24 protein-coding genes and 1 pseudogene are annotated in these 23,584 nt (G+C 68.8%); 15 read left to right on the top strand and 10 right to left on the bottom strand.

Annotated elements, in window-relative coordinates; all coding sequences use genetic code 11:
- Positions 1 to 119: 119 nt before the first annotated feature.
- Together ACMGFE_RS17485 and ACMGFE_RS17480 are read left to right on the top strand one after the other, a co-directional pair.
- On the top strand, positions 120 to 1,256 hold the full coding sequence (locus ACMGFE_RS17485; RefSeq protein WP_436926518.1) for a hypothetical protein: 1,137 nt from the start codon (positions 120 to 122) through the stop codon (positions 1,254 to 1,256).
- 167 nt (positions 1,257 to 1,423) lie between these two features.
- Positions 1,424 to 4,018: a DNA topoisomerase I gene (locus ACMGFE_RS17480; protein WP_436926517.1), complete on the top strand. Its 2,595-nt coding sequence runs from the start codon at positions 1,424 to 1,426 to the stop codon at positions 4,016 to 4,018.
- Between the two features lie 11 nt (positions 4,019 to 4,029).
- Here ACMGFE_RS17480 and ACMGFE_RS17475 read toward each other — a convergent pair whose 3' ends face one another.
- The 4 genes from ACMGFE_RS17475 to ACMGFE_RS17460 form a co-directional block, all read right to left on the bottom strand.
- Complete coding sequence (locus ACMGFE_RS17475) at positions 4,030 to 4,482, bottom strand: Rieske (2Fe-2S) protein (protein ID WP_436926516.1); 453 nt, start codon at positions 4,480 to 4,482, stop codon at positions 4,030 to 4,032.
- A gap of 251 nt (positions 4,483 to 4,733) precedes the next feature.
- Positions 4,734 to 4,904, bottom strand: a complete 171-nt coding sequence (locus ACMGFE_RS17470; protein ID WP_436926515.1) for a DUF1059 domain-containing protein — start codon at positions 4,902 to 4,904, stop codon at positions 4,734 to 4,736.
- A 205-nt stretch (positions 4,905 to 5,109) separates the two neighbouring features.
- Positions 5,110 to 5,496: a DUF7475 family protein gene (locus ACMGFE_RS17465; protein ID WP_436926514.1), complete on the bottom strand. Its 387-nt coding sequence runs from the start codon at positions 5,494 to 5,496 to the stop codon at positions 5,110 to 5,112.
- Positions 5,497 to 5,510: 14 nt separating this feature from the next.
- The gene (locus ACMGFE_RS17460) at positions 5,511 to 5,735 is read right to left on the bottom strand and encodes a hypothetical protein (RefSeq protein WP_436926513.1); all 225 of its coding nucleotides are present in this window, start codon (positions 5,733 to 5,735) and stop codon (positions 5,511 to 5,513) included.
- 442 nt (positions 5,736 to 6,177) lie between these two features.
- Here ACMGFE_RS17460 and ACMGFE_RS17455 point away from each other — a divergent pair, with 442 nt between their 5' ends.
- The 3 genes from ACMGFE_RS17455 to ACMGFE_RS17445 all read left to right on the top strand — a co-directional run bounded on the left by ACMGFE_RS17455 (position 6,178) and on the right by ACMGFE_RS17445 (position 8,880).
- Positions 6,178 to 7,470, top strand: a complete 1,293-nt coding sequence (locus ACMGFE_RS17455) for a hypothetical protein (RefSeq protein ID WP_436926512.1) — start codon at positions 6,178 to 6,180, stop codon at positions 7,468 to 7,470.
- A gap of 457 nt (positions 7,471 to 7,927) precedes the next feature.
- Positions 7,928 to 8,650, top strand: a complete 723-nt coding sequence (locus tag ACMGFE_RS17450) for a phosphoglycerol geranylgeranyltransferase (protein WP_436926511.1) — start codon at positions 7,928 to 7,930, stop codon at positions 8,648 to 8,650.
- Between the two features lie 92 nt (positions 8,651 to 8,742).
- The gene (locus ACMGFE_RS17445; RefSeq protein WP_436926510.1) at positions 8,743 to 8,880 is read left to right on the top strand and encodes a hypothetical protein; all 138 of its coding nucleotides are present in this window, start codon (positions 8,743 to 8,745) and stop codon (positions 8,878 to 8,880) included.
- Between the two features lie 155 nt (positions 8,881 to 9,035).
- Here ACMGFE_RS17445 and ACMGFE_RS17440 read toward each other — a convergent pair whose 3' ends face one another.
- From ACMGFE_RS17440 to ACMGFE_RS17430, 3 genes are all read right to left on the bottom strand, one after another.
- The gene (locus tag ACMGFE_RS17440; protein ID WP_436926509.1) at positions 9,036 to 11,207 is read right to left on the bottom strand and encodes an amino acid permease; all 2,172 of its coding nucleotides are present in this window, start codon (positions 11,205 to 11,207) and stop codon (positions 9,036 to 9,038) included.
- 1 nt (position 11,208) lies between these two features.
- A complete protein-coding gene (locus tag ACMGFE_RS17435; RefSeq protein WP_436926508.1) occupies positions 11,209 to 11,655 on the bottom strand; it encodes an NAD-binding protein in 447 nt (148 codons plus the stop codon).
- A gap of 209 nt (positions 11,656 to 11,864) precedes the next feature.
- Positions 11,865 to 12,335 carry an Lrp/AsnC family transcriptional regulator gene (locus ACMGFE_RS17430; RefSeq protein ID WP_436926507.1) on the bottom strand — a complete coding sequence of 157 codons (471 nt, stop codon included), beginning with the start codon at positions 12,333 to 12,335 and terminating at the stop codon, positions 11,865 to 11,867.
- A 131-nt stretch (positions 12,336 to 12,466) separates the two neighbouring features.
- Here ACMGFE_RS17430 and aspS point away from each other — a divergent pair, with 131 nt between their 5' ends.
- Both aspS and ACMGFE_RS17420 read left to right on the top strand, forming a co-directional pair.
- On the top strand, positions 12,467 to 13,771 hold the full coding sequence (gene aspS / locus ACMGFE_RS17425; protein WP_436926506.1) for an aspartate--tRNA(Asn) ligase: 1,305 nt from the start codon (positions 12,467 to 12,469) through the stop codon (positions 13,769 to 13,771).
- A gap of 80 nt (positions 13,772 to 13,851) precedes the next feature.
- Entirely contained in the window at positions 13,852 to 14,478 is a 627-nt protein-coding gene (locus ACMGFE_RS17420) for a hypothetical protein (protein WP_436926505.1), read from the top strand.
- A gap of 42 nt (positions 14,479 to 14,520) precedes the next feature.
- On the opposite strand, the gene ACMGFE_RS17415 is transcribed toward ACMGFE_RS17420, so the two are convergent.
- The 3 genes from ACMGFE_RS17415 to ACMGFE_RS17405 all read right to left on the bottom strand — a co-directional run bounded on the left by ACMGFE_RS17415 (position 14,521) and on the right by ACMGFE_RS17405 (position 16,361).
- Positions 14,521 to 15,354 carry a bacteriorhodopsin gene (locus ACMGFE_RS17415; protein ID WP_436926504.1) on the bottom strand — a complete coding sequence of 278 codons (834 nt, stop codon included), beginning with the start codon at positions 15,352 to 15,354 and terminating at the stop codon, positions 14,521 to 14,523.
- 188 nt (positions 15,355 to 15,542) lie between these two features.
- A complete protein-coding gene (locus tag ACMGFE_RS17410) occupies positions 15,543 to 16,058 on the bottom strand; it encodes a PIN domain-containing protein (protein ID WP_436926503.1) in 516 nt (171 codons plus the stop codon).
- A complete protein-coding gene (locus tag ACMGFE_RS17405) occupies positions 16,059 to 16,361 on the bottom strand; it encodes a UPF0175 family protein (RefSeq protein WP_274324235.1) in 303 nt (100 codons plus the stop codon).
- 118 nt (positions 16,362 to 16,479) lie between these two features.
- Between ACMGFE_RS17405 and ACMGFE_RS17400 the strand changes: the two genes are divergently transcribed.
- From ACMGFE_RS17400 to ACMGFE_RS17365, 8 genes and pseudogenes are all read left to right on the top strand, one after another.
- Positions 16,480 to 16,992, top strand: coding sequence for an SHOCT domain-containing protein (locus ACMGFE_RS17400; protein WP_436926502.1), 513 nt, complete (start codon positions 16,480 to 16,482; stop codon positions 16,990 to 16,992).
- 59 nt (positions 16,993 to 17,051) lie between these two features.
- The gene (locus ACMGFE_RS17395; protein WP_436926501.1) at positions 17,052 to 17,909 is read left to right on the top strand and encodes a pantoate kinase; all 858 of its coding nucleotides are present in this window, start codon (positions 17,052 to 17,054) and stop codon (positions 17,907 to 17,909) included.
- A 211-nt stretch (positions 17,910 to 18,120) separates the two neighbouring features.
- Positions 18,121 to 18,390: a UPF0058 family protein gene (locus tag ACMGFE_RS17390; RefSeq protein WP_436926500.1), complete on the top strand. Its 270-nt coding sequence runs from the start codon at positions 18,121 to 18,123 to the stop codon at positions 18,388 to 18,390.
- A 105-nt stretch (positions 18,391 to 18,495) separates the two neighbouring features.
- A pseudogene (locus ACMGFE_RS17385) lies at positions 18,496 to 18,813 on the top strand (bacterio-opsin activator domain-containing protein); the annotation flags it as partial.
- 45 nt (positions 18,814 to 18,858) lie between these two features.
- Complete coding sequence (locus ACMGFE_RS17380) at positions 18,859 to 19,086, top strand: helix-turn-helix domain-containing protein (protein ID WP_436926694.1); 228 nt, start codon at positions 18,859 to 18,861, stop codon at positions 19,084 to 19,086.
- A gap of 99 nt (positions 19,087 to 19,185) precedes the next feature.
- Positions 19,186 to 19,953: a 4-phosphopantoate--beta-alanine ligase gene (locus tag ACMGFE_RS17375; protein ID WP_436926499.1), complete on the top strand. Its 768-nt coding sequence runs from the start codon at positions 19,186 to 19,188 to the stop codon at positions 19,951 to 19,953.
- A 26-nt stretch (positions 19,954 to 19,979) separates the two neighbouring features.
- Positions 19,980 to 20,933, top strand: a complete 954-nt coding sequence (locus ACMGFE_RS17370; protein ID WP_436926498.1) for a M48 family metallopeptidase — start codon at positions 19,980 to 19,982, stop codon at positions 20,931 to 20,933.
- A gap of 74 nt (positions 20,934 to 21,007) precedes the next feature.
- On the top strand, positions 21,008 to 23,569 hold the full coding sequence (locus ACMGFE_RS17365; protein WP_436926497.1) for an AAA family ATPase: 2,562 nt from the start codon (positions 21,008 to 21,010) through the stop codon (positions 23,567 to 23,569).
- Positions 23,570 to 23,584 lie beyond the last annotated feature (15 nt).

Below are 23,584 nucleotides of genomic sequence, written 5' to 3'. Positions count from 1 at the left end.
GGATCCACCTGGGTCGGTCGCTGGTGAATCGTCTCCGGCCGGTCGCGGTCGCCGGACTGGCGGCCCCTTTCGACTCGCGTATCAGAACGTCCTTGACCGTCCGGGCCCGACAGTCGACAATGACACTCGGACAGGCGCTCGGAGCGGCCGCGCGCGGGTTCCCCGGCGCTATCGACGCCGTCGTCGCCCACAGCGGGACGACCCACGCCGGGACCCCTCACTGGCTGCTCGGCGCGGTCACGATCCTGGGGATCCTCGCCGTCGCGGGAGGCTGGAAGTCACTCCGGGACGCGGACGCGACCGGTCGGACCGGTGTCGCCCTCTTCTCTGGCGGGGTCGTCCTGGTCATCGCGGGGACGATCGGCCTCGTCGAGGTCCAGATAACGCCCGGAGCCACGCCCGACTGGACGCGCTGGTTCCCGGTGATAAACGCCGTCACGGCGACCCTCCTCGCCGTCGGGAGCCTCGTCGTCGTCCGCTGGCAGTGGCCGGAGCGACCGCGGTACGTCGGCCTCGGCCTCCTGCTCGCGGCGTGGATCGGCTACCCGACGCTGATGCCAAACGAGGGCCTCTATCACCCGTTCGGGTACCTGCTCGCCGCCGCGGTGCCGGCCGCTATCGGCTACGTCCTCTGGCGCGACGCGGGGGACGCGTTTCCGCGGGTCCTGCGGATGCGGGTCCCCCTGGCAACCGCGGTGGTCTCGTTCACGACGTTCGCCGTCTTCTACGCGTTCTCGGCGGGCACGGTCTCGGTGAACCCCGACGTGACGGCCGACATGGTCGGCCAGGGGTTCGTCACGCCGTATCAGGTCGCCTCGCCGCTGGTCTACTGGCCGGCGCTGGAGTTCTACCTGCCCGCGATCCCGCTGTCGGGCTACGTCTCCCTGGGATCGCTGCTGCTCGTCGGCGTGCTGGGCGGCCTCGTCGCGAGCAACGCCGCGCTCGCCGCCAGGCAGTGGACGGCGGGCGGGGCCATCGAGTCCCCCCGGGCGATGATCGGCACCGTGACGACCGCCGGCGCGACCGCTTGCGGGTGCTGTGCGCCTGCCGTCTACGGCGCCGCCGGCGCGCTCTTCGGCGCGGCGGCCACGCCCGTCTACTGGGCGTTCATGGACCCCTCGTCGCCGGTCGGCGGCCTCTTCTTCGCCGCGAGCGTCCTCCTGCTGACCGGGAGCGCGCTGCGGGCGAGCCACGACCCCGCCTGCGCGATTTCGCGAGAGCCGGAGTCGAGCGGCGCGGCCGAACAGGCGGCGTGAAGTAGTCCATCGCACACGCGCACGCGGGACGCGACCGCGCGCTCACTCGCGGGCGCTCGATCGTACGCACACGCCCGCTGTCGGTCGATTTCGCCCGAAACCTTTAGGGCGGGGACACGCCTATCGCCTCCCATGACCGACTCCCGCGGACCCGGAGGTGGCTCCCGGTGGAGCTGATAATCACCGAGAAGAACAACGCCGCCAGACGGATCGCCGAGATCCTCAGCGACGGCGGCGCGAGTACCACCCAGCGCAACGGCGTCAACGTCTACGAGTGGGGCGCGACCCGCTGCGTCGGCCTCTCGGGTCACGTCGTCGGCGTCGACTTCCCCGAGGAGTACGCCGACTGGCGCGACGTCGAGCCCGTCGAGCTGATCGACGCCGACATCGTCAAGTCGCCGACCCAGCAGAACATCGTCACGACCCTGCGACAGCTCGCCCGCGAGGCCGACGAGGCCGTCATCGCGACCGACTACGACCGCGAGGGCGAACTCATCGGCAAGGAAGCCTACGAGCTCATCCGCGACGAGACCGACGTGCCCGTCAAGCGGGTCCGCTTCTCCTCGATCACCGAACGGGAGGTCAAGAACGCCTTCGCCGAACCGGACGACATCGACTTCGACCTGGCCGCCGCCGGCGAGGCCCGCCAGATCATCGACCTCGTGTGGGGCGCCGCGCTCACTCGCTTCCTCTCGCTGTCGGCCCGGCAACTCGGCGAGGACTTCATCTCCGTCGGGCGGGTGCAGTCGCCCACCCTGAAGCTCATCGTCGACCGCGAGCGGGAGATCCAGGCGTTCGACCCCGAGGACTACTGGGAGCTGTTCGCCGACCTGACGAAAGACGGCGACACCTTCGAGGCGCAGTACTTCTACGACGACGACGGCAGCGAGGCCGAGCGCGTCTGGGACGAGGACGACGCGACCGAGGCCTACGAGCGACTCCGCGAGGCGACGAGCGCGGAGATCACGACCGTCCGCCGGCGCACGCGCACGGACAACCCGCCGGCGCCGTTCAACACGACCGCGTTCATCTCCGCCGCGGGCTCGCTCGGCTACTCCGCCCAGCGGGCGATGTCCATCGCAGAGGAGCTGTACACCACTGGGTACATCACCTACCCGCGGACGGACAACACCGTCTACCCCGACGACCTGGACCCCGAGGATCTGCTCGACGAGTTCGTGGCGACGCGGGAGTTCGGGGACGACGCCGAGTCGCTGCTCGATCTGGACGAGATCGAGGCGACCGAGGGCGACGACGAGACGACCGACCACCCGCCGATCCACCCGACGGGCGAACTCCCCGACCGGGGCGCCCTCTCCGAGGACGAGTGGGAAGTGTACGAACTCGTCGTCCGCCGCTTTTTCGCGACGGTCGCCGAACCGGCCACGTGGGAGCACCTTCGCGTCGTCGCCGAAGCGAAAGGCTGCCAGCTCAAGGCCACGGGCAAGCGCCTGCTCGAGGCGGGCTATCACGACGTGTACCCCTACTCGTCGGCCAGCGAGTCGTTCCTGCCGGCCGTCGAAGAGGGCGAACACCTCGACGTGAGCGACGTCGAACTCGAAGCCAAGCAGACCCAGCCGCCCCGCCGGTACGGCCAGTCGCGGCTCATCCAGAAGATGGAGGACCTCGGACTGGGGACGAAAGCGACGCGGCACAACACCATCGAGAAGCTCTACGACCGCGGGTACATCGAGTCCGACCCGCCGCGACCGACCGCCATCGCCGAGGCGGTCGTCGAGGCCGCCGAGGAGTTCGCCGACCGCGTCGTCAGCGACGACATGACGGCCCAGCTCGAAGCCGACATGTCCGCCATCGCCAGCGGCGAGGCGACACTCGACGACGTGACGGAGGAGTCCCGCGAGATGCTCGAACGGGTGTTCGAGGAGCTGCGGGCGTCCCGCGAAGACATCGGCGACCACCTCCAGGAGTCGCTCAAGGCCGACCGCCGCCTCGGCCCCTGTCCCGAGAGCGACCACGACCTGCTCATCCGCCAGAGCCGCCAGGGGTCGTACTTCGTCGGCTGCGACGGCTACCCCGACTGCCAGTACACGCTCCCGCTGCCGAGTTCGGGCGAGCCGCTCGTCCTCGAAGAGACCTGCGAGGAGCACGGCCTGAACCACGTGAAGATGCTCGCCGGGCGGGACACGTTCGTCCACGGCTGCCCGCAGTGCAAGGCCGACGAGGCCGACGACACGGAGGACGAAGTCATCGGCGCGTGTCCGGACTGCGGGGAAGCCCACGGCGGCGAACTGGCGATCAAGAAGCTCCGCTCGGGTTCGCGGCTCGTCGGCTGTACGCGCTACCCGGACTGCGACTACTCGCTGCCGCTCCCGCGCCGGGGCGACATCGAGATAACCGACGAGTACTGCGACGAGCACGACCTGCCCGAACTGGTCGTCCACAGCGGCGACGACCCCTGGGAACTGGGCTGTCCCATCTGCAACTTCAGGGAGTACCAGGCCCGCCAGGCCGTCGACGACCTCGAAGACCTCGACGGCGTCGGCCCCGCCACGGCCGAGCGCCTGGAGACCGCCGGCGTCGAGGCGCCACAGGACCTCCACGACGTCGACCCCGACGTCCTCGCGACGGAGATTCAGGGTGTGAGCGCCGGCCAGATCCGCGACTGGATCTCGCAACTGCCGGACGTCGATGCCGGCGAGGACGACGACCCCGACGACGACGCGGACGCGGAGTCCGAGGCTGACACCGAGGACCTGATCGACGGCGCGAGCGCCGCCGACGAACGCGCAGAGAGCGACTGACCGCCCGCAGTTCAGAACCCGACGTGTGAGGTCGAACTCGGTCCGTCGTCGCCGTCGTCGATTTTGCCCTCGTGTTCGAACGTGTAGTCACCATCGACAAGATACACGTCCCCGTCTTCGACGGCTACGTCCACGTCTGGGAGCGTCGTCCCGGCGGCCTCGCCGTTGTCACAGTCGCCCGAGCAGGCGTCGAACATCGACCCGTGCTTCGGACAGATGATCTCGCCGTCGCGCATGGGGACGCCGCGTCCGGTGTCGAAGCGCTGGGCTTCGTGCGTACAGCGGTTGAGCCACGCGGCGACGCCGCCCTCGTCGGCCGCGGCCCCGCCGTCAGCGGCGACTTCGTCCTCGCAGGGGACCACGATGATCTCCTCCTCCATGTCGAAGGAGTTGCTCGCCGTGAACAGGAACGATCCCTCCTCGTGGACGGTCTCGACCGCCGTGAGTCGCGCGCCGTCTGCCATCGTCCGTACATCGGCACTCGCCGAAATGACTCTGTTGAAGCCCTCGAGTAGTGATAGGTTCAATCGGTCGCGCTGAATACAGAGCGCGGCCCTCGGTTAGACGCGGTTCCGACTCTCCCCGACGGTCAGTACTCGCGCAACGCGGTCGGCGAGGCGGACATCGCGGTTGCCGGTGAACGCGACGACGTCACGGTCGCGGACGGCAAGCGACTTCGCCGTGCCCGGCTCGAATGGGACCGAGTTTCGCAGTATCACTCGACGTCGACGGTCTCCATTCGCTCGCGGATCACGTCCGCCGACGGCGGGGATTTCCCGTGTCGCTCTTCCGAATGTCGTTGGACCTGTTCGATAATCTCTTGCTCGTCCGCGGCCCGGATTCGGAACACGCAGTCCGGGGCCGCACACTCGAATTGATACGCCACGTGTACGATATGCGCCTCCACACTCGTCAATCCATCCCCCGAATACGGTCTCTGACACCCCTGTCTCTCGACCGCTGCCGGTTCGACGGGGCCGGCGGTGCGTCGATCCGGGACTGCGGGCTCTCTCGGCGCGATACCCACCTCCAGAGAGTGCGAGGTAGCCGACGCCCACCAGACACGCGGAGACGTGGAGCAGTCTGGGAGACTACGCGGTCGTCGCGTCCCGCTCTCGTTCAGGCGCGTTCCGGTCTTTCCAGTAGAGGTATGCGAGAACGACGATGAGCACCCCCTGAACTATCTTGTCTACGTACCCGAGTGTCGTGTACTCGCCAGCGTTCGCCACGTACCAGAGCGGGAACTGCACCGCCGTGTACGCGATCCCCACCAGGTAGAGAAGGGGCCGACGGTAATCCAGGAGAACCAATACGGCGGCGCCGAGGAACCCGGCCCCCGCGAGTGAAACTGGAATCCGCCCTTCGACGAGTCCGGCGTACACGTGGATGACTCCCGTTATCAGGACGAGCAGTATCGCGAGCCAGTGGGCCGGAGCGAGTGAGTCTGTCTCGAGGTCGCTGCGAAACGTCTGTCCCATGAATATGCTACACACTACGAGCCGTTAAACTCCACTTCGAACATTATCGTCACCCTCTCGAGTTTCGAGGGCATCGAGCCATCGTCATCGATCTGTACGACTTCGAGTGCGAACAGCGCCGTCGCCGTGGTAATCGAAACTGCCCCGACCGAAACTAGGGCGGGGGGCAGACCGAGGTAGATCCCCGAGAGGATGCCGATCGGCGTGAGAAGTCCATCGAGCGCCAGGAGCGGACTCAAACGAGCACGGCGCCGGCGAACGGGGACCCAGAGGAGCGGTGCCACGAAGACCATAGCACGCAGCGAGAACGGGGTTCTGTGAGCGGGCGTGAAGCGGCCCTCGGAACGCGGACGCACGTTCGGCCCTGGGATCCACGCCTCACGGCCCGGGCGAAGTCACGCACGTCGTTCGCGGAGACTCCGCAGGGTGCGAACGAGAGCGTCGGTCCGAGGCCGGGTTCGCTGTTCCGCTCTCCGACCGCTGCGTCGGACGTGTGGTGTGAATCACCCGCTATCGACACAGTCGGCAGGCGAATTGGGGGAGGGGCGTCGTCGGAACGCGAACGGCTTTCGAATAGTGTGGGCGTGCTCGACTATGACACTCATACGAAGTACGAATACGTTCGATGTACGCTCAGTTATTCGCGAGAACCCACTTTGGGTCGCGCCCGGATGTGTAACTATGACACGCAACCCGATCCGGTTCACCCCCTTCCACCTCGCGGGTATCCTATTTCTGCTCGCCGGCCTCGTATTAGCGGTGTATCACGGTCTCGCGCAATTCAATCTCGTCCCGCGGCTCGGATGGGTTTCGTGGAGCCACATCCACTTCGTGACGATCGGTGGCTTCACGCAACTACTGGTCGGAATGCTCCCCCAGCTCACGGCACGGAAACTTGATCGCCCACTGCCATCGAAGTACTACGATTGGCTGAACTTCGTCGGGTTGAACGGCGGGTTTCTCCTGCTCTGGTACGGACGGGGGTGGAGCCGCACCTGGGCGTTTGACGGCGGGCTCGTCGCTATCTGGCTCCTCGTCGCCGGGTTGCTACTGGTGATGCTGCGGATGGTAATGCAAAGCGACTGCGCGTGGAATGCGACGATCGGGCTGTACCTGGTGTCAGTTTTCGTGTTCCTGTGGGGGATCACGTACGCGTACGGGCTGTTCGCCCACCTCTGGGAGGTCCCCGGTGGTTGGCTCGGCTTGCGCGAGGCTCACGTCCACGCCAACGCGTGGGGTTTTCTCGGGCTCGCGGCCATCGGCACGCTGTACGACCTCGTTCCTCGGGTTCTCGGTACCGATCTCTACAGTGAGACGTTACGGGACTACTCGGCGTGGTTCTTCGTCGCCGGCATCTTTCCGCTGATAACCGGTCCCTGGATCGGGATGGGTCGGACAGTCACGGCGACCGGGCTGGTCCTCTTCGCGACGGGGTTCGCACTGTACCTGTACAACCTCGTCCAGACGTATCGGTCGGCGGACTTCCGGTCGGGTATCGCGTTATCGGTCCTGGTAGCGCAGTTCTGGATGCTCGGGCCGGCGGGGTTCGCACCGTTCGTGCTGTTCGGCGTCGAGTGGGTGGACCCGGCGTATATCGAAGACGGCGCTCTCCACTTCTTCTTCGTGGGGTGGGCGCTTCCGATCGCACTCGCTGGACTGCTGCTTTACTTCCGGAACCTCCCTGCCCTGCGCGACGGGCGTTTGGGGGATAGTGACTACGTTGACGCGACCGGTCTCCTCCCGGATGGAGTCGTCCCGTCGGTGATTTCGACGTGGATGGTCTGGGTGTGGAACATCGCGGTCTTGACGGTTGGCGTCGGCTTCTTCTATCAGGATCAGTCCTGGTCGGCGTACCTCTTTGGCCCCGGATACGCCGCACTCGTCGTCCTGTGGCTCTACGAACTGGTGCAGGCGTTTCGCTTGCGCTGGAGTCACCGGACTGAACGCGAGGCGACTACCGACACGGGTCTCTGACCCAACTGTCTACCCTCGGTATCTCGGTGAATCACCTCGGGTTCGATTCTCGGCAGAGGCTGCCCACCGCTCTCAGTCTCGACAGGGACTCGTCTCGGACGCACTCGGCGAGGGCGAACGGACACGTCGGCTGAATCGGACGTTCGGATATGGGTGTGACTCGCTCGTCGCGTTGGGTCCACTCCTCGTGTTCCTCCTCGAGGATTTCGACGAGACCGCCGAAATAGAACCGACGGCGATGGATTCCCCGAGCGCGGGCACGGGTGGGGCGCGCTCGCTTCGCTGGTGTCCCGCGGGCGAAACGAACCGAGTCGTCCGAGCGGGCCGAGGGCGTTCGTCGCGCGCTGGAGCCAACGATCGAGGCGGCGCAGCGGGCGCGTTCGACGGCCTGACCCACTCCAGCCCGGGATCGTCCCTATCCGAAGCCGTTTTATCCGGGCGTGGGGTGTGTGCCAGTATGCAGAGGCCGTGGGACGACTGGGACCACATACTGAAGGTCGACCCGGACAAGGACCTCGTCGACGGCGAGACGTTCGAGGATATCGCCGAGTGCGGGACGGACGCCATCGAAGTCGGCGGGACCACCGGCGTCACCGAGGAGAAGATGCGCTGGGTCATCGACGGCTGCGCCGAGTACGACATCCCGTTGTACATCGAACCGTCGAACCTCACGAACGTCGTCCACACCGACGGGGTCGACGGCTACCTCGTCCCGGAAGTCCTGAACGCCGGTGACGTGGCGTGGCTCACCGGGATGCAAAAGGAGTGGGTCCGCCTCGACGACGAGATCGACTGGGAGCGCACGTTCACCGAGGGGTACATCGTCCTCAACCCGGAGTCCTCGGCCGCGATCTACACCGAGTCGAACTGCGATCTCGACGCCGACGACGTGGCCGCCTACGCCGAGGTCGGCGAACAGATGCTCGGCCAGGAGATCATCTACGCCGAATACTCGGGCACGTTCGGCGACCCGGAGGTCGTCGGCGCGGCCGCCGACGCGCTGGAGGAGTCGACGCTATTCTACGGCGGCGGCATCCACGACTACGAGTCGGCGAACACGATGGCCCAGTACGCCGACACCGTCATCGTCGGCGACCTCGTCCACGACGAGGGCGTCGACGCCGTCACCGAGACCGTCGAAGGCGCCAAAGACGCCGCGGCCGCGACGCTGACCGACTGAAACGGCCGCTCTCGCAGCCGATTCTCGCCGAACGGCTCCCCCGACGCAAGGTTGAACTGCGTCTGGACCTCGTCTCTAGATGGTGTGATACCATGTGCCACGAATACACCTCCCGCGTCTGGGACCGTGACCGCGACGAGGCCGAGGCGGAGACCGAGGACGATCTGCCGGAGTTCCTGAACGAGGAAGGCGGCGACGACGTCGAGGTGCTGACCGACGGTGGAGAATAGTTCCACCGGGATCCGTCTCGCGTCGCTCGACAGATCGACGGTGGCGACGAACGAGACGAACGGCGAATTTTTTCGCGGTGGGGCTCGAACCGGACGAGAATAGGGGTGAACGAAGAGTGGGTGCCGGTCGTGGAACCACGCCTGCGTCCCGCCTCTCAGAAGACGGTGCGTTCGAGCAGGCGGCCGACGAGGCCGGTGCGGCGCGAGGGCCGCGGGCGGACCGTGATGAGACCTGTCTTCTCGTGGGCCGGGCCGAGGCGGTCGGAACGCACGACCACGTCGCCGTCGCTCGCGGCGATCACGAGGTCGCTCCCGCTCGCGGCGTCCGAGAGCGCGGCGTCGCGGTCGACGCCGCTGACGACGCGGGACTCGACCGGGACCGAACACAGGTCGGCGAGCGAGTCGTGGTAGTCGTCGACGGCCGTCGCGCGCTCGGGGGGCTCGTCGGCGTCGATCGCGTGGACGAGTTCGAGCGACGCGCCCTTGTCCGCGGCGATCGCGTCGGCGACCCGGACCTTCGTCGGGTCGAAGGGGCCGCGGTCCGTGACGAGCGTCACGGTGTCGAGGTCGTCGACCCCCTCGGCGGCGACCGTCAGCAGATCGTACTCGGTCCGACCGCCGTCGAACAGGCGCGAGACGGGCCCGCTGGCCGCGGGTTCGGCCACGACCTGGTCGAAGTTGTGGTCGGTCGCGAAGTTGACCGTCGCGCGCTCGGGGTCGTGGCTGACCACCTCGCCGTACTCGACGGGGACGTCGAGGTCGGCGACGAGTCGGGCGGTTCGCTCCTCGAAGCGGCGGTCGGCGTCGGAGACGATCCCCTCGGCGTAGTCGAGCGGCGTCTGGTCGGGCACCTGGTCGAACTGGACGACGGTGACCGTCCCGTCGTCGCGCCGTGCCAGGCTCGCGGCGACCGTCAGGAGCGCGCGCTCGCGCGACTCCGTCGTGCCCTCGGTGACGGCGACGAGCACGTCGGTGTCGTCGGCGTCGTGGAACGCCGAGTCGGTCTCGGCGACGGCCTGCCGGTCGATGCGCCGGCGGACGGCGTCGGCGGCGACGCCCTGGCGCTGGACGCGCGGGCGGCCGTAGGCGTAGTACCACAGCGCGCCCCCGACCGTAATGACGAGGGCGCCGACGAGCGGGAGCGTCCCCATCTGCGTGAGGAGGACGAGCCCGCCGACGACGCCGAACGCCTGCATCCAGGGGTACAGCGGCGAATGGTAGGACGGTTCGTAGTCGACGTCGCTCGTCCGGAATGCCACGACGGCGACGTTGACGAGGACGAACACGAGGATCTGGAACGCGCTCGCGAGCTTGGCGATCTCCATGATCGGGACGAACGCGATCAGCCCGAGCATGACGACGCCGGTCAGCGTGATCGCCGTCGTCGGCGTGTTGAACCGCTCGCTGATGGTCGATAGCGACGGCGGCGCGAGCTGGTCACGGCTCATCGCGAAGGGGTAGCGCGACGACGAGAGCAGGCCGGCGTTGGCGGTGCTGACGAGCGCGAGGATCGCCGCGGCGACGACCACGACGACGCCCGCAGTCGGCATGGTCGCGGCCGCCACGTCGGCGACCGGCGTATTCGAGCCGACGATCCCGTCGGGCGTCACGCCGACGATGACGGCGACGATCAGCACGTACAGAAGCGTCGTGAACCCGAGCGAGTAGATCATCCCCTTCGGGATGACGCGGTCGGGGTCCTCGACCTCCTCGGCGACGCTCGCGATCTTCGTCACGCCGGCGTAGGAGACGAAGACGAACCCGGTCGCGGCGAGGATTCCGCCGCCACCGGAGGCGAAGAACCCGTCGAACGCCGCCCGTTCGACGGAGCCGAAGCTCCCGCCGACGAACCAGACCATCGCCGCGAGCATCGCGGCGACGATGGCGACCTGGAGGCGACCGGTCTGCTTGGCGCCGAAGAGGTTCACGACGATGAGCAGGGCCGCCAGGCCGAGCGCGACCGGCTTCACCGGGAGGTCGAACAGGACGACCAGGTAGGGGACGCCGCCGACGAGGGCGAGGGCGCCCTTGAACGAGAGCGCGAACCAGGTGCCGATGCCGGCGATCGTCCCGAGCATCGGGCCCATCCCGCGCTCGATGTAGATGTAGGTACCGCCGGCCTCGGGCATCGCCGTCGCCATCTCGGCCTTGCTCAGCGCCGCGGGGAGCACGAGCAGGCCCGCGAGCAAGTACGCCAGGATGACGGCCGGTCCGGCCATCTCGAGCGCGAGCGCCGGGAGGATGAAGATACCGCTCCCGACCATCGCGCCGATACTGATCGCCAGCACCGACGGGAGACCGAGGTCCCGTTCGAGTTCCTTGGGCACGTCAGATGGCCTCCCCGAGCGCCGTCCTGATCTCCGGCGCCAGGACGTCCGTCGAACAGATAGTCTCGATCTCGGGTCCAGTGAATACGTCCTCGCGGTCGGGGTCGTTCACGCGGACCACGAGCCGGGGGACGTCGTACCGGGACCGGAGGTGCTGGACGACGAAGAGGTTCGTCCGGTCGCGCGACGCCGCCACGATCGCGGCGTCGGCCGACAGGTCCAGGGCCGCGAGCTCGCTCCCCTCGTCGAGTCTCGACTCGCGGGCGTCGATACCGTCCGCGGTCGCTCCGTTGACGAGGTCCGACCGGTCGCTGACGAAGCTGACGTCGTAGTCGTCGGCGAGGCGACGAGCGAGCGCCCGCGACTCCTGTGACGACCCGACGACGAGCACCGACGTCGGCCGATCGAGCGCCTCGCTCACCCGCCTGCGCGCAGATCCGAGGACCACGGAATCACCTCCGTTGAGCGCCGCGGACCGACCGTCTGTCCGACCTCTCCGTTCGCCACCGCGAATCCGTTTGCATCAGCAGTGCGGTATCGGTTCATCGTACGTCCGACGGAAAGGCCCGGAGCGGCATAAACTAGCCGATCTGTTTGACGAACCGGCAAATAAAAATGGTGAAACAGTCGTTCCGGCAAACCAAGGGGGATGTCGCGTCAGTCGTCGACGTCGGCGAATCCGCTGTACGGGTGAACGTACTCGTTGCGGATGATGTCCTCGTCCTCGATCTCGAAACCGAGTTCGTCGAGTTCGCGGCCGATCCGGGACAGGTCGTCGCCGTCGCGGCCGACGACCTCGACGTGGACGTTCTCGTTGCCGGTCATCACCTCGCGGACGGCGACGACGCCCTCGATCTCCAGCGCCTCCTGGGCGAGGCGCTCGCGGTCGGGGACGGGTGCGGTGCAGACGATCAGGGTGTGCAACTGGAAGCCGGCGGCCTCGTAGTCGACGTCGGCGTGGTACCCGGTGATGATCCCGGCCTCCTCCAGGTTGCGGATCCGGGTCCGGACTGTGCTCGACGCGACGTCCATCCGGTCGGCGATCGTGCTGGTCGACAGCTTTCGGGCGTCGTCCTGGAGCGCGTGGAGGATCGCCCTGTCGAGGTCGTCGAGTTCGCGGTCTGCCATGACACCCTATTCTCTGGCCGCTGACAGAAACGTTGCGGTGGGCGACCGGCGGGTGGTAACCGTTCTCGTGGCGTGGGAACCGCTGACCCGGAAGGACTGTTCTTAAGTCGAGCCCCCCAGAACCCACTCCCATGGACGATCGCACCTACACCGCAGACGCCGAGCCGGGCCAGACCGTCACGGTCGCCGGCTGGGTCCACGAGATCCGCGACCTCGGCGGCATCGCCTTCCTCATCCTCCGGGACACGACCGGGAAGATCCAGGTCAAGTTCGAGAAAGACGAGATGGACGAGGACCTCGTCGAGACCGGACTCGGGGTCCACCGCGAGTCCGTCGTCGCCGTGACCGGCGACGTCGAGGAGGAACCGCGCGCGCCCACCGGCGTCGAGATCACGCCCGACTCCCTCGACGTGGTCGCCGAGGCCGACCCCGAACTCCCGCTCGACCCCTCCGGGAAGGTCGACGCCGACCTCTCGACGCGACTCGACAACCGCACCCTCGACCTCCGCAAGGACGAGACCAAGGCCATCTTCGAGATCCGCGCCGAAGTGCTGCGGTCGACCCGCGAGGCGTTCCGGAACCTCGACGCCACGGAGATCAACACGCCGAAGATCGTCGCCACCGGCACCGAGGGCGGCACGGAACTGTTCCCGATCACGTACTTCGGTCAGGAGGCGTTCATGAACCAGAGCCCGCAGCTGTTCAAGCAGCTGATGGTCGGCTCCGGCCTCGAACGCGTCTTCGAGATCGGCCCGATCTTCCGCGCCGAGGAACACAACACGCCGCGGCACCTCAACGAGGCGACCTCGATCGACTTCGAGTCGGCCTTCTACGACCACACCGAGGCGATGGACGCCTGCGAGACGGTCGTCACGGCCGCCTACGAGGGCGTCGCCGAGAACTGCCAGGAACAGCTCGAAGCGCTCGACCTCACCGATGAGTTCGAGGTGCCCGAGGGCGACTTCCCGCGCCTCACCTACGAGGAAGCCATCGAGCGGATCAACGCGACGGGCGAACTCGACGAGCAGCTCGTCTGGGGCGACGACCTCCCGACCGAGGGCGAGCACGCGCTCGGCCAGGACGTCGGCGAGCACTACTTCGTCACCGACTGGCCCTCGGAGATCAAGCCGTTCTACATCAAGGACCACGACGACGACGAGCAGCTCTCGACCGGCTTCGACATGATGCACCCGACGATGGAGCTCGTCTCGGGCGGCCAGCGCGAACACCGCTACGACAAGCTCGTCGAAGGGTTCGAACAGCAGGGTCTCGACCCCGAGCAGTTCGACTACTACACCAAGATGTTCAAGTACGGCATGCCGCCCCACGCCGGCTGGGGTCTCGGCGGCGAGCGCCTCGTCATGACGATGCTCGGCCTCGGCAACATCCGCGAGGCCGTGCTGTTCCCGCGGGATCGCCAACGTCTGAGTCCATGACGAAGACGTTGGGAGCCAGCGAGAGGAGCGTGCGAGTCTCGCAGGACCGGCAGCGCCTGAGCCCCTGACGAGGCCCGCCAGTGGAGTGGACGGCCTACAGTTTCGAGTGCGCGGACGCCGAGGCCCGCGAGAGACTCGTCGCGTGGTTCGACGAGCACCACCCGGTCGAGATCCCGGACGAAGCGGATCACGTCCACGGCGACCTCGTCGACGGCGACGGCGAGGAGCGCGCGGCGGACCTGGCCTGGGTCGCCGAGTACGTCTACGCGCTGACGAACGACCCCGTTCCCGGCCTGCTCGTCGAGAGCGCGCCGCTGTGGGAGCGGGCGACCGTCGCGACGTTCGACTCCGAGACCGAGACCTGCACGGAGGCGGTGCTGTATCGCTCGGAGCGCGACGACGCGCCGGCCGAGGAGGCCCGCTACGAGGGCGAGGACGGGCTCGCCGGCCAGGGCATACTCTACCGGTTCGCCATGGACCACCAGTTCCGCTTCCGCGCCTTCGCCCACGCGCCGCCGGCGCCGATGTTCACCGAGCCCTTCGGCGCGTTCGACGCCCCCGTCGGGATGGGCTGGGGGAGCGACCTGCTCGAAGAGTTCGAGCAGGAGACCGGCGTCGCGCCCACGGCCCGCGGCGTGACGTTCCTCGAAGACGACCCGGTGCTGGACGAGGGCGAGTTCTACGAGGCCGTCGAGGACGAGGAGTGAGCAGCCCGAGACTCGAGGTCGTCCGGCGGACCACCGGCAGCGTCAGTCGTCGCCGATCGCGGCGCCGCGCTCGGTCCCCCTCGCGAACTCGGCACGGCCGACGACGTCCTGGTTCGCGGCGACCCACCGCAACAGCAGGAACGCGAAGACGTACTTCGCGCCGATGTCCAGCAGAGAGTAGGCCCACGACGTGAGTCCGACGGATTCGACCAGCGCCAGTCCCTCGACGCCGGCGGCCCAGACGATCGGATAGCCCAGCCACAGCACGACCGTCAGCGTCCGGAGCGTCCCGAATATCTCTCCCGCTCCCGCGGCGTCGGCGGCCCGGGGCCACCTGAACACCAGCGCGTAGAGGACGACCACGAAGAACGTGCAACTGATGACGTAGAAGGCCCAGCGGAGCGCGTACGAGGACGTGACGAGCGCCGCGGCGAGACCGGTGACGCACATCGCGACGTCCGCAGTGACGACGGTGAACAGGCTCGCGATGTCCACGTCTGCCAGAACCCCCAGCGCGAGCAGGATCATCGGCGTCGACAGCGTCCACGTCAGATACCGACCCCACTGACTCAGCACCGCTTCGCCACCGAGGGGGTGGTTCGGGGGCATCTCGACGAACCCGGCCGTCAGTCCGGACAACAGCCCCGTGTAGCTCGATATCGACACGAGCGGGACCAGCAGCGTCGCCGCCCAGATGAGCCTCGCACGCTCCCCCTCGACGTTTCGACCCATGTAGAGGAACAGCAGGGTCGACAGCCCGGCGAGCGCGATGTTCACCCACAGCGACGACGACAACAGCGCGTCGTTCCGGATCACCTCGACTACCTCGCCCTGCGTCACTTGCTGCAGGACCCAGACAGGTTGAAACAGTGACATAGTGGTTTGTTGGTTCCGCCACTGGAGTAACCACTCCCGGCGAATGCAGGGGCGACGAACGTGCCTGTCGAGAACCTGGGGAAAAGGCAGCCCCGAACGGAGTGCGTGACAGCGCCTATCCACCGACCGCACTGGCCGCTAATCCCCGACAGCACCGATCGCACCGACTGAACTGACCGCTCCGACCGCTATTCTCCGACCGCACCGACCGCCTGTGACCGCATTTCGCCCGTCAACTGGATCCCGTTGGCGTCGATCCGGCGGACGATCCGCCGCGCCTGCGAGCGCGAGAGGTACTTGTCCTCCGTGGCGGCCCGCGCGACGACGCCGAAACTGCTGGTGACGGCGCCGCCGAGGCCTTCGGCGATGCGCCGGACCCGGCGGTCCTCGGAGACGACGGCGACGGCGTGGCGGTCCTCGGGGTCGGCGTGGGCGATGACGCCGGCGATCATGGCGGCCTCGTGGGTGTCGTCCTCGACGCCGACGACCTCGGTCGCCTGCTCGTGGGCGGCGTCGGGGACGGCCGTCGACACGTCGGCCTCGTCGACGAACGACGCGAGGGCGCTCCGCGCTGGCTCGGTCGTCACCTGTTCGCGGACGACCTCCGGGACGACGAGGCGGCCGTCGAAGCTCTGCAGGAGGTCGAGTTCGCCCACCTGTCCGAGGGCGTACAGCGTCGTCGGGCCGACGTAGATGCGGCTCATCTACAGCTCCTGTGCGGTGTAGGCGTCGTCGCTCAGGTCCTCGGCGGCCAGTTGCGTCGTCAGGTTGCGCTCGTGAGCGATCTCCAGCCACTCGCCGAGCGAGACGCCCGCGACCCGGGCGGCCTCCGCGACGGAGGCCTCGCCGGTCTGGTAGCGCTCGACCGCGCGACGGATCCGCAGTTCCTTCAGCCCCTCGCGCAGGGCCTTCCGGATCGTGGTGCTCCGGTCCTCTTCGAGCAGTTCGGCGACGTCGTCCAGTTCCTCCTTCTCGTCCATCGGGAGGCGAGCGCTGACTGACGGCATTCTCGATACGTTGTCTAACACCGCATACAATAACTCTGTGGGTCACCTCGACGACCGGCCGCCGCGACCGGGCCCGTCCGTCCGTAGATACAAATGCGGGGCCGTCTTCTCTCGAAACATGGCACCGGAACGGGACGAGTCAGGCGACTGGGACGCCGAGGAGGGGTCGCTGGCCGGCGTGGCCGCCGGCGCGGTGACGTTCCTGACGCTCGGCGTCGCCTTCGGACTCATGTTCCTCGGCGTCCCGTGGTTCTGGGTCGCCTTCCCGGTCGGGTTCGGCGGCGGGATGCCGCTGGCCGTCTCGCTGGCGAAGTGGTACGAATCCCGCGAAACGGACAAAGGGGTTCGGGCGAGCGATCGGGGGCTGTCGATCGAGCGGGAAGAAGGGGCCGACGAGGCGCTGGAGGCGCTTCGCGACCGCTACGCTCGCGGTGAGATCGACGACGTGGAGTTCGAAACGCGCGTCGAACGGCTGCTGGAGACCGAATCTATCGACGACGCCGAGACGTTCCTCCGCGGAGGCGAGGCGGACGAGGAGCGCCGGCGCGGGCGAGCGGCCGGCGACCTGGACCGTGCGGCTGACGACCGGGACCGAACGGCCGACGACCGCGACGAAGTAGAGCGGGCCTGACCGGCGGTTTGCCGTCGGAGGACGAAACTGATTACAGGCACCGCGCCGAGGGTGAGACAATGACAGCGGTGGCACGGGCGTTCGTCCCGGGGCACGTGACGGGCTTTTTCACGGTCGACAGGGGCGAGGACCCGACGAGGACCGGATCGCGCGGCGCCGGCATCGCGCTCTCGGAAGGCGTGACCGTCACCGTGCGGCCGGCCGACGAGCGAGAGACGGTACTCAACGGCGAGTCGGTCGAAATCGAGGCGGTCGAGCGCGTCCTCGACGCGCTGGAGGCGACCGTCGGGGTCACCGGCGTCACGGACCTGCCGGTCGGCTCGGGCTTCGGCGTCTCGGGGGCCATGGCGCTCGGGGCGGCGCTGGCGACCAACGACGTGCTCGACCGGCGGCTCTCGACGTACGAACTGGCGACGATCGCCCACGGCGCGGAGGTCCAGGCCGGGACCGGGCTGGGCGACGTGGTCGCGCAACTCCACGGCGGCGTGCCCATCCGGCTGGAACCCGGGAGTCCGCAACACAACAAGATGGACGCGGTCCCGGCCCGCTCGCGCGTCGAGTTCCAGACGTTCGGCGAGCGGTCGACGAGCGAGGTCATCGGCGGGGACACGGAGGCGCTCTCGACGGCGGGCGAGCAGGCGCTCTCGCAGCTGGTCCGCGAGCCGACGCTGTCGACGTTCGTGGAGTCGTCCAGGCAGTTCTCGCGGGAGGCGGACCTGCTCTCCGACCGGGTGTACGAGGTGATAACCGACGTGGCCGAGGCCGACGGGGAGGCGCTGATGGGGATGCTCGGCCACACCGTCGTCGCGCTCGGCACGGGGCTGACGGACGCGGGCTACGATCCGACGGTTTGCCGCGTCGACCCGACGGGAGCGACGCTGGTACGGCCGCCGAGCGATCGCACGCTTCCCGAGTAGGCCCCTCCTACCGCACCGGATCCGCGTGACCGTACTATTCAGGTATTCGTTTTTCCCCGATGTATCCGCAAGTCGGTTGTGGGCCGACGGCCCGACGCGACCCCGGTCCGTCGTCTCCCGCCACCCCCGGACCCACCCCACCACACCCACCCCACCGCACCCACCCCATCACACCCTGCCCGGAACCGTCCTTCCGGGCTTTCACCGAACGATGCGAAAACGCGAATCACTCTACCTGCACGCGCTCCTGGCGCTCGTGCGCGAGGACTTCGAGCACAACCGCGACCTGCAGACGGACGCGTTCGACGAGTACGAGGCTATGGACGTCAGCCCGACGGGCATCCACCGGTCGAAAGACGCTCACCGGCGGGCGGTGTTCGCGCTCGCCCCCGAACTGGGTGCGCTCGCCGACCGTGCCACCGACGGTGGCGAACGCCGCCGTCTCGACGCCGGTCGCGGCACGGACCAGTATGCGGAGTGAGCGACGACACCGGCCGCGAGGCCGGTGGCACCGTTCACTCCCGCCGACCCGAAAGAGAGACCCGAACCGTCGTCTCGCCGAGTGAGAGGATGAGTCCGCCGGACGCACGGGGAGTACCTGGCGTTTTTCGAAGTCGTCGGCGCCTCGCCGACGGTCGTCGAGACCATCTCGGAGACGGAGCCGGTCGTCGAGCGACTGGTCGACCGGTACACGGACAACGGGGTCGTGGTGTTTCGCGTCGAGGACGCCTCGGAGTGCGTCGCGGCGACGATCGCCGACGAGGAGGCGTTCATCCGGGACCTCTGGGCCGAGGAGGGCGACGGTCGCGTCGTCGCGGAGGTGATGCCCTCGAGGGACCCCGGCGCCGTCGTCGAGTCGGTCCGCGACGACCACCCGACGGTAGATCTGGTCGCCAAGCGCGACCGCCCGCGGGACGGGCCGCTCTTTCTCCGCCAGCACGTCCAGGACGTGCTGGCCCAGCGGCTCACCGACCGCCAGCGGGAGGTGCTGGTGACGGCCTACCGGAGCGGGTACTTCCAGCGGCCCCGCGAGCGCACGGGCGCCGAAGTCGCGGCGCAACTCGGCATCTCGCCGTCGACGTTCTCCCAGCACCTCCGCGCCGCCCAGCGAAAGCTCCTCTGCGCCCTGTTCGAGGAGGACAGCCCCGCCGGCGGCCACCGCATCGACGTCGAGTGACGGTAGCGCCCGGCCGCCCTCGGCGGCGCCCGCCACCGCATCGACCGGGCGGCGTCCGGAAACGTCGGCTTTTCCTCGTTCGCCCGCGAGCGTCAGTGCATGACCGACGTCGAGGTCCCGGAGAGCCACCCGCGCTACGAGTCGCTGCTGACCCGTCACCGCATCGAGGAGGGCGTCGAGAAGGGGATCACCTCCCGGCAGGGGCTCATCGCCCAGGGCCGCGGCGAGGCCTTCGACTACCTGCTCGGCGAGCGGACGATCCCCGCGGCGGACGACGCCGAGCGGGTCGCGGCGGCCCGCCTCCTGCTCGCCGAACACCCCGTGATCTCCGTGAACGGCAACGTGGCCGCGCTCGTCCCCGGCGAGGTGGTCGAACTCGGCGAAGCGACGAGCGCCGACCTCGAAGTCAACCTCTTCAACCGCACGGAGGAGCGGATGAACGCCATCGTCGACCACCTGCGCGAGCACGGCGCCGAGGACGTCAAGGGCCTCACCGCCGACGGCCGCATCCCCGGTCTGGAGCACGAACGCGCGAAGGTCGACGCCGACGGCATCGGCGACGCCGACGTGGTCGTCGTCCCGCTGGAGGACGGCGACCGCGCCGAGGCGCTGGGCGAGATGGGCAAAGTCGAGATCGTGATCGACCTCAATCCGCTCTCTCGGTCGGCGCAGGCCGCGGACGTGCCGATCGTCGACAACGTGATCCGCGCGCTGCCGAACGTCACCGAGCACGCTCGCGACCTGGCCGACGCGGACCGCGAGACGCTCGAATCGATCGTCGCCGCGTTCGACCCCGACGCGGCGCTCGCGGCCGCCGAGCGGGCGATCCGCGAGGGCGGCGACGACGCGGACGCGGCCGAAGATTGACAACCGGTCACGGCTAACCGCCGCGCGTGACGGTCCCCGCTCTCCCCGCGCTCCCCACCCTCCCGGCGACGCCTGCGCCGCTCGACACCGGGCTCGCACCGACCGGTGTGGTCGGACACACGCCGACGATCTGGTACGGTGAGGCCGTCGTTCTCGCCGTGGCGGCGGTGCTGATCGGGCTGACGGCGCGGGACGTGCTGGACGGCCCGGACGCGGCGCCGTCGACGGGCGAACTCGGGCACCCCCGGGAGTGGCTGCGGCCGGAACGACTCGTCGATCTAGTCCCCGTCGTCGCGACGCTGGCGCTGTCAGTGCTGGTGTGGACGGAACCGCTGGGCGTGTGGCTGTGGGGCGTGGCCGTCCTGTTCGCCGGAACGCTCGCGCTCGGGCCGCTCGTCCACGGGCGACGACTCGCCGCTCGGGCGCCCACCGAGCGAGAGCGGCGGCGGCTGGCGGCGGCGGGGATCGATCCGGACGGGTCGGTCCGCGTCGTCGAGACGGCGAGGCCGACCCACCGGAACGGCTACAGCATCGGTGGGCCGCTGTCCGGGACAGTCGGCGTGAGTCGGGCGGCGGTCGAGACGCTCCCGCCGGCGCAGCTCGCGGCCGTCCTGGCCCACGAGCGCGGCCACCGGGCGGAGCGACACGCTCTCGTCCGGTCGCTGGTGAGCGCTGGCTGGCTGTTCGCCGGTGCGGCGGTCATCACGACGGTCTTCTCGGTGACGACGCCGGAGGCCACAGCCGCGCTCGCCGGCTGGCTGCTCGGCGAGCGAGCCGTCGCCGTCCTCGTGGGACGCGCCACCGAGTACCGGGCCGACGCCTACGCCGCCAGTCACACCTCGCCCGCGACCGTCACGGGCCTCCTGCGAACGCTCGACAGCGGCGGTCGTGGGTCCGCGGCCGACCGACTCCGCGGACTGGTCTCGCCGCATCCGTCGTTCGAGCGCCGGATCGACGCCGTCGAGTCACTGTCGGCGTAGCGGTCGGAAAGATTCATACGGCTGTCCGTGACAGACGACTGTAATGACTCTCGCACGCGACGGGGTGGTCTGACGTGGTGCCGAAACGGTTCGCGTTCGACCGTCGGTTGCCCGACGAGGAGACGGTCCGTGCGGCGCTGGACGAACGCGCGGTAACCCCCTTCGGGCCGGGGGAGCGACTCGACCGCCTCCACCGGGTGCTCTACCCGGCCTTCCGCCTCGAGTTCGAGTACGAGGCCTCCGAGTTGCTGTCGTTCGGGTCGAACGCGGAGACGGCGACGACGCTCGTCGACGGGCTGGTCGACGGGAACGACCGGTTCGTCCACGAGTACGTCGACGGCACCGCCGACCCGGTGACGGCCGACCCCGACGAGTTCGACCTCGGGACCGAGCACCCGTCGCTCGGGACGACGGTGATGCTGGAGTTCCAGGCGACCAACGACCGGGCCGAGAGCGTGCTGGTCGAGCGGCTCATCGACTACCGCGAGCGCCGGGCCGCCGCGGGCGAGGAGGCCGCCGCGGTCTTCCTCAACAAGTTCCGGGACGCCCACGGCCTGCCGAACGACTTCGACCCGGACGGCGGCATCGAGGTCACCGACGTGAGTCGCGTGTATCTGCCCTTCTGGCTCGCCGAGTTCCGGGCCGACAGCGCGGACCACGCCTATCTCGTCTCCTTCCGCGACGAAGACGACGCCGCCGTCGAACACCCGGACGGCTGGGTTGCGGAGTGGGTCTCTGGCGACCCGACGGTCGTCGGCGAGTACGGCCACGAGGTCGACCTCGACCGTGTCCAGCGGGCGGCCGACGCGGCCGACGACGATGCCGGCACGACTGCCCCGGCCAGTGGCGCCGGGACGAACCACGAGGGCGGCCCCGACCCGGTCGGATCGACCGGCGGACGGGGTGCGGGCGGGACCGACTCGACCGACGGGACGACCGAGGTCGTCCAGCCAGACGGGGTGGAGATGAACGCCGAATCGCTGGTCGACCCCTCGCCCGACCACGGCTTCGGCGAGGTCGGCGGGATGGCCGAGCTGAAAGAGACGCTGCGGCACAAGGTCGTGCGACCTGTCGCGGACCCCGACCGCTTCGCCGCGTACGGCCTGAGCGTCGTCAACGGGGTGCTCCTGCACGGCCCGCCGGGCTGCGGGAAGACCTACGTGACCCGGGCGCTGGCCGGCGAACTCGGCCACTCGTTCGTGGAAGTGTCGCCCGCGGACGTGACGAGCAAGTACATGGGCGAGCCGGCGCAGAAGATCGCCGACGTGTTCGCGATCGCCCGCGCGAACGCCCCCTGTCTCCTCTTCGTCGACGAGATCGACGGGATCGCCGGCGACCGCGGCGGCGAGACCGACATGAACTCCAGCGAGCAACAGCTCGTCAACCAGCTGCTGACGGAACTGGAGTCGCTGGACGACCACGACGTCGTCGTCGTCGGCGCCACCAACTTGCTCGAAGACGTGGATCCCGCGATCCGTCGGTCCGGTCGGTTCGACGAGCGCGTGGAGGTGCCCCCTCCCGACGCCGAGGCGCGGCGGGCCATCCTCGACCTGCACCTCGCGGGGCGGCCGACGGTCGACGACCTCGATCTGGCGCCCGTCGTCGAGCAGACGGTTGGCTACGCAGCGAGCGACGTCGAGCTGATCGCGGAGAACGCCGCCCGTGCGGCCCTGCGCGACGAGGAACCGATCGGCCAGTCCCACCTCGAAACCGGGCTCGAAGAGACCGACTCGAGCATCGGCGACTGGGTCGGCGTCTCGCACAAGGAGGGGACCCACATCGTCCAGCCCGACGGGGTCGACCTGTCCGCCCACTCGCTGGTGTCGGTCGACGTGGACCAGTCGTTCGCGGACGTGGGAGGGATGGCCGACCTCGAAGCCCGCTTGCGAGAGACCGTCGTCGACCCGCTGGAAAATCCCGAGGCCTACGAGCGCTACGACATCGACGTGCTCTCGGGCCTGCTGCTCTACGGCCCGCCGGGCTGCGGGAAGACCCACGTCACCCGGGCGCTCGCGGGCGAACTCGGCCACGCGTTCGTGGAGGTGTCACCGGCGGACCTGACGAGCAAGTGGATGGGCAAGCCCGAACAGAACGTCGCCGACATGTTCGAGATCGCCCGCGCGAACGCCCCCTGTCTCCTCTTCGTCGACGAGATCGACGCCGTCGCCGGGTCGCGCGGCGACCTGCAGTCCGGCCAGCAGGGGATGGTCAACCAGCTGCTCACGGAACTCGAATCGCTGGAGGACGACGACGTGGTCGTGGTGGGCGCGACGAATCTCCTCGAAGACGTGGACCAGGCGATCCGCCGGTCGGGTCGCTTCGACGAGCGCGTGGAGGTCCCGCCGCCGGACGCCGAGGCGCGCCGCGCCATCCTCGACCTGCACCTCGACGACCGGCCGGTCGCCGACGACGTCGACTGGGACCGGATCGTCGAGGGGACCGAGGGGTACGCCGCGAGCGACATCGAACTCCTCGCGGAGAACGCGGCCCGGAACGCGCTCCAGGAGGGTGAGGCGATCCGGACGGAACACCTCGACACGGCGCTGTTCGAGACGCAGTCGAGCCTTCGAAACTGGGACGGCGGCGACCGCTACGACGCCAGCGACGCGGGCTCGGACCTGCGATTCTCCGGCTGAGTCCCCGTCAGCTGT

Source organism: Halosimplex amylolyticum, assembly GCF_051414035.1.
Taxonomy (GTDB): Archaea; Halobacteriota; Halobacteria; order Halobacteriales; family Haloarculaceae; genus Halosimplex; species Halosimplex amylolyticum.
This window is presented reverse-complemented; position numbering and strand designations above follow the sequence as displayed.

Bases quoted from the DNA above. Each gene is read 5' to 3' on its own strand.
- ACMGFE_RS17485 (WP_436926518.1), top strand. From the start codon at position 120: ATGACACTCGGACAGGCGCTCGGAGCGGCCGCGCGCGGGTTCCCCGGC.
- ACMGFE_RS17475 (WP_436926516.1), bottom strand. From the start codon at position 4,482: ATGGCAGACGGCGCGCGACTCACGGCGGTCGAGACCGTCCACGAGGAG.
- ACMGFE_RS17465 (WP_436926514.1), bottom strand. From the start codon at position 5,496: ATGGGACAGACGTTTCGCAGCGACCTCGAGACAGACTCACTCGCTCCG.
- ACMGFE_RS17455 (WP_436926512.1), top strand. From the start codon at position 6,178: ATGACACGCAACCCGATCCGGTTCACCCCCTTCCACCTCGCGGGTATC.
- ACMGFE_RS17450 (WP_436926511.1), top strand. From the start codon at position 7,928: ATGCAGAGGCCGTGGGACGACTGGGACCACATACTGAAGGTCGACCCG.
- ACMGFE_RS17445 (WP_436926510.1), top strand. From the start codon at position 8,743: ATGTGCCACGAATACACCTCCCGCGTCTGGGACCGTGACCGCGACGAG.
- ACMGFE_RS17430 (WP_436926507.1), bottom strand. From the start codon at position 12,335: ATGGCAGACCGCGAACTCGACGACCTCGACAGGGCGATCCTCCACGCG.
- aspS (WP_436926506.1), top strand. From the start codon at position 12,467: ATGGACGATCGCACCTACACCGCAGACGCCGAGCCGGGCCAGACCGTC.
- ACMGFE_RS17415 (WP_436926504.1), bottom strand. From the start codon at position 15,354: ATGTCACTGTTTCAACCTGTCTGGGTCCTGCAGCAAGTGACGCAGGGC.
- ACMGFE_RS17410 (WP_436926503.1), bottom strand. From the start codon at position 16,058: ATGAGCCGCATCTACGTCGGCCCGACGACGCTGTACGCCCTCGGACAG.
- ACMGFE_RS17405 (WP_274324235.1), bottom strand. From the start codon at position 16,361: ATGCCGTCAGTCAGCGCTCGCCTCCCGATGGACGAGAAGGAGGAACTG.
- ACMGFE_RS17400 (WP_436926502.1), top strand. From the start codon at position 16,480: ATGGCACCGGAACGGGACGAGTCAGGCGACTGGGACGCCGAGGAGGGG.
- ACMGFE_RS17395 (WP_436926501.1), top strand. From the start codon at position 17,052: ATGACAGCGGTGGCACGGGCGTTCGTCCCGGGGCACGTGACGGGCTTT.
- ACMGFE_RS17390 (WP_436926500.1), top strand. From the start codon at position 18,121: ATGCGAAAACGCGAATCACTCTACCTGCACGCGCTCCTGGCGCTCGTG.
- ACMGFE_RS17375 (WP_436926499.1), top strand. From the start codon at position 19,186: ATGACCGACGTCGAGGTCCCGGAGAGCCACCCGCGCTACGAGTCGCTG.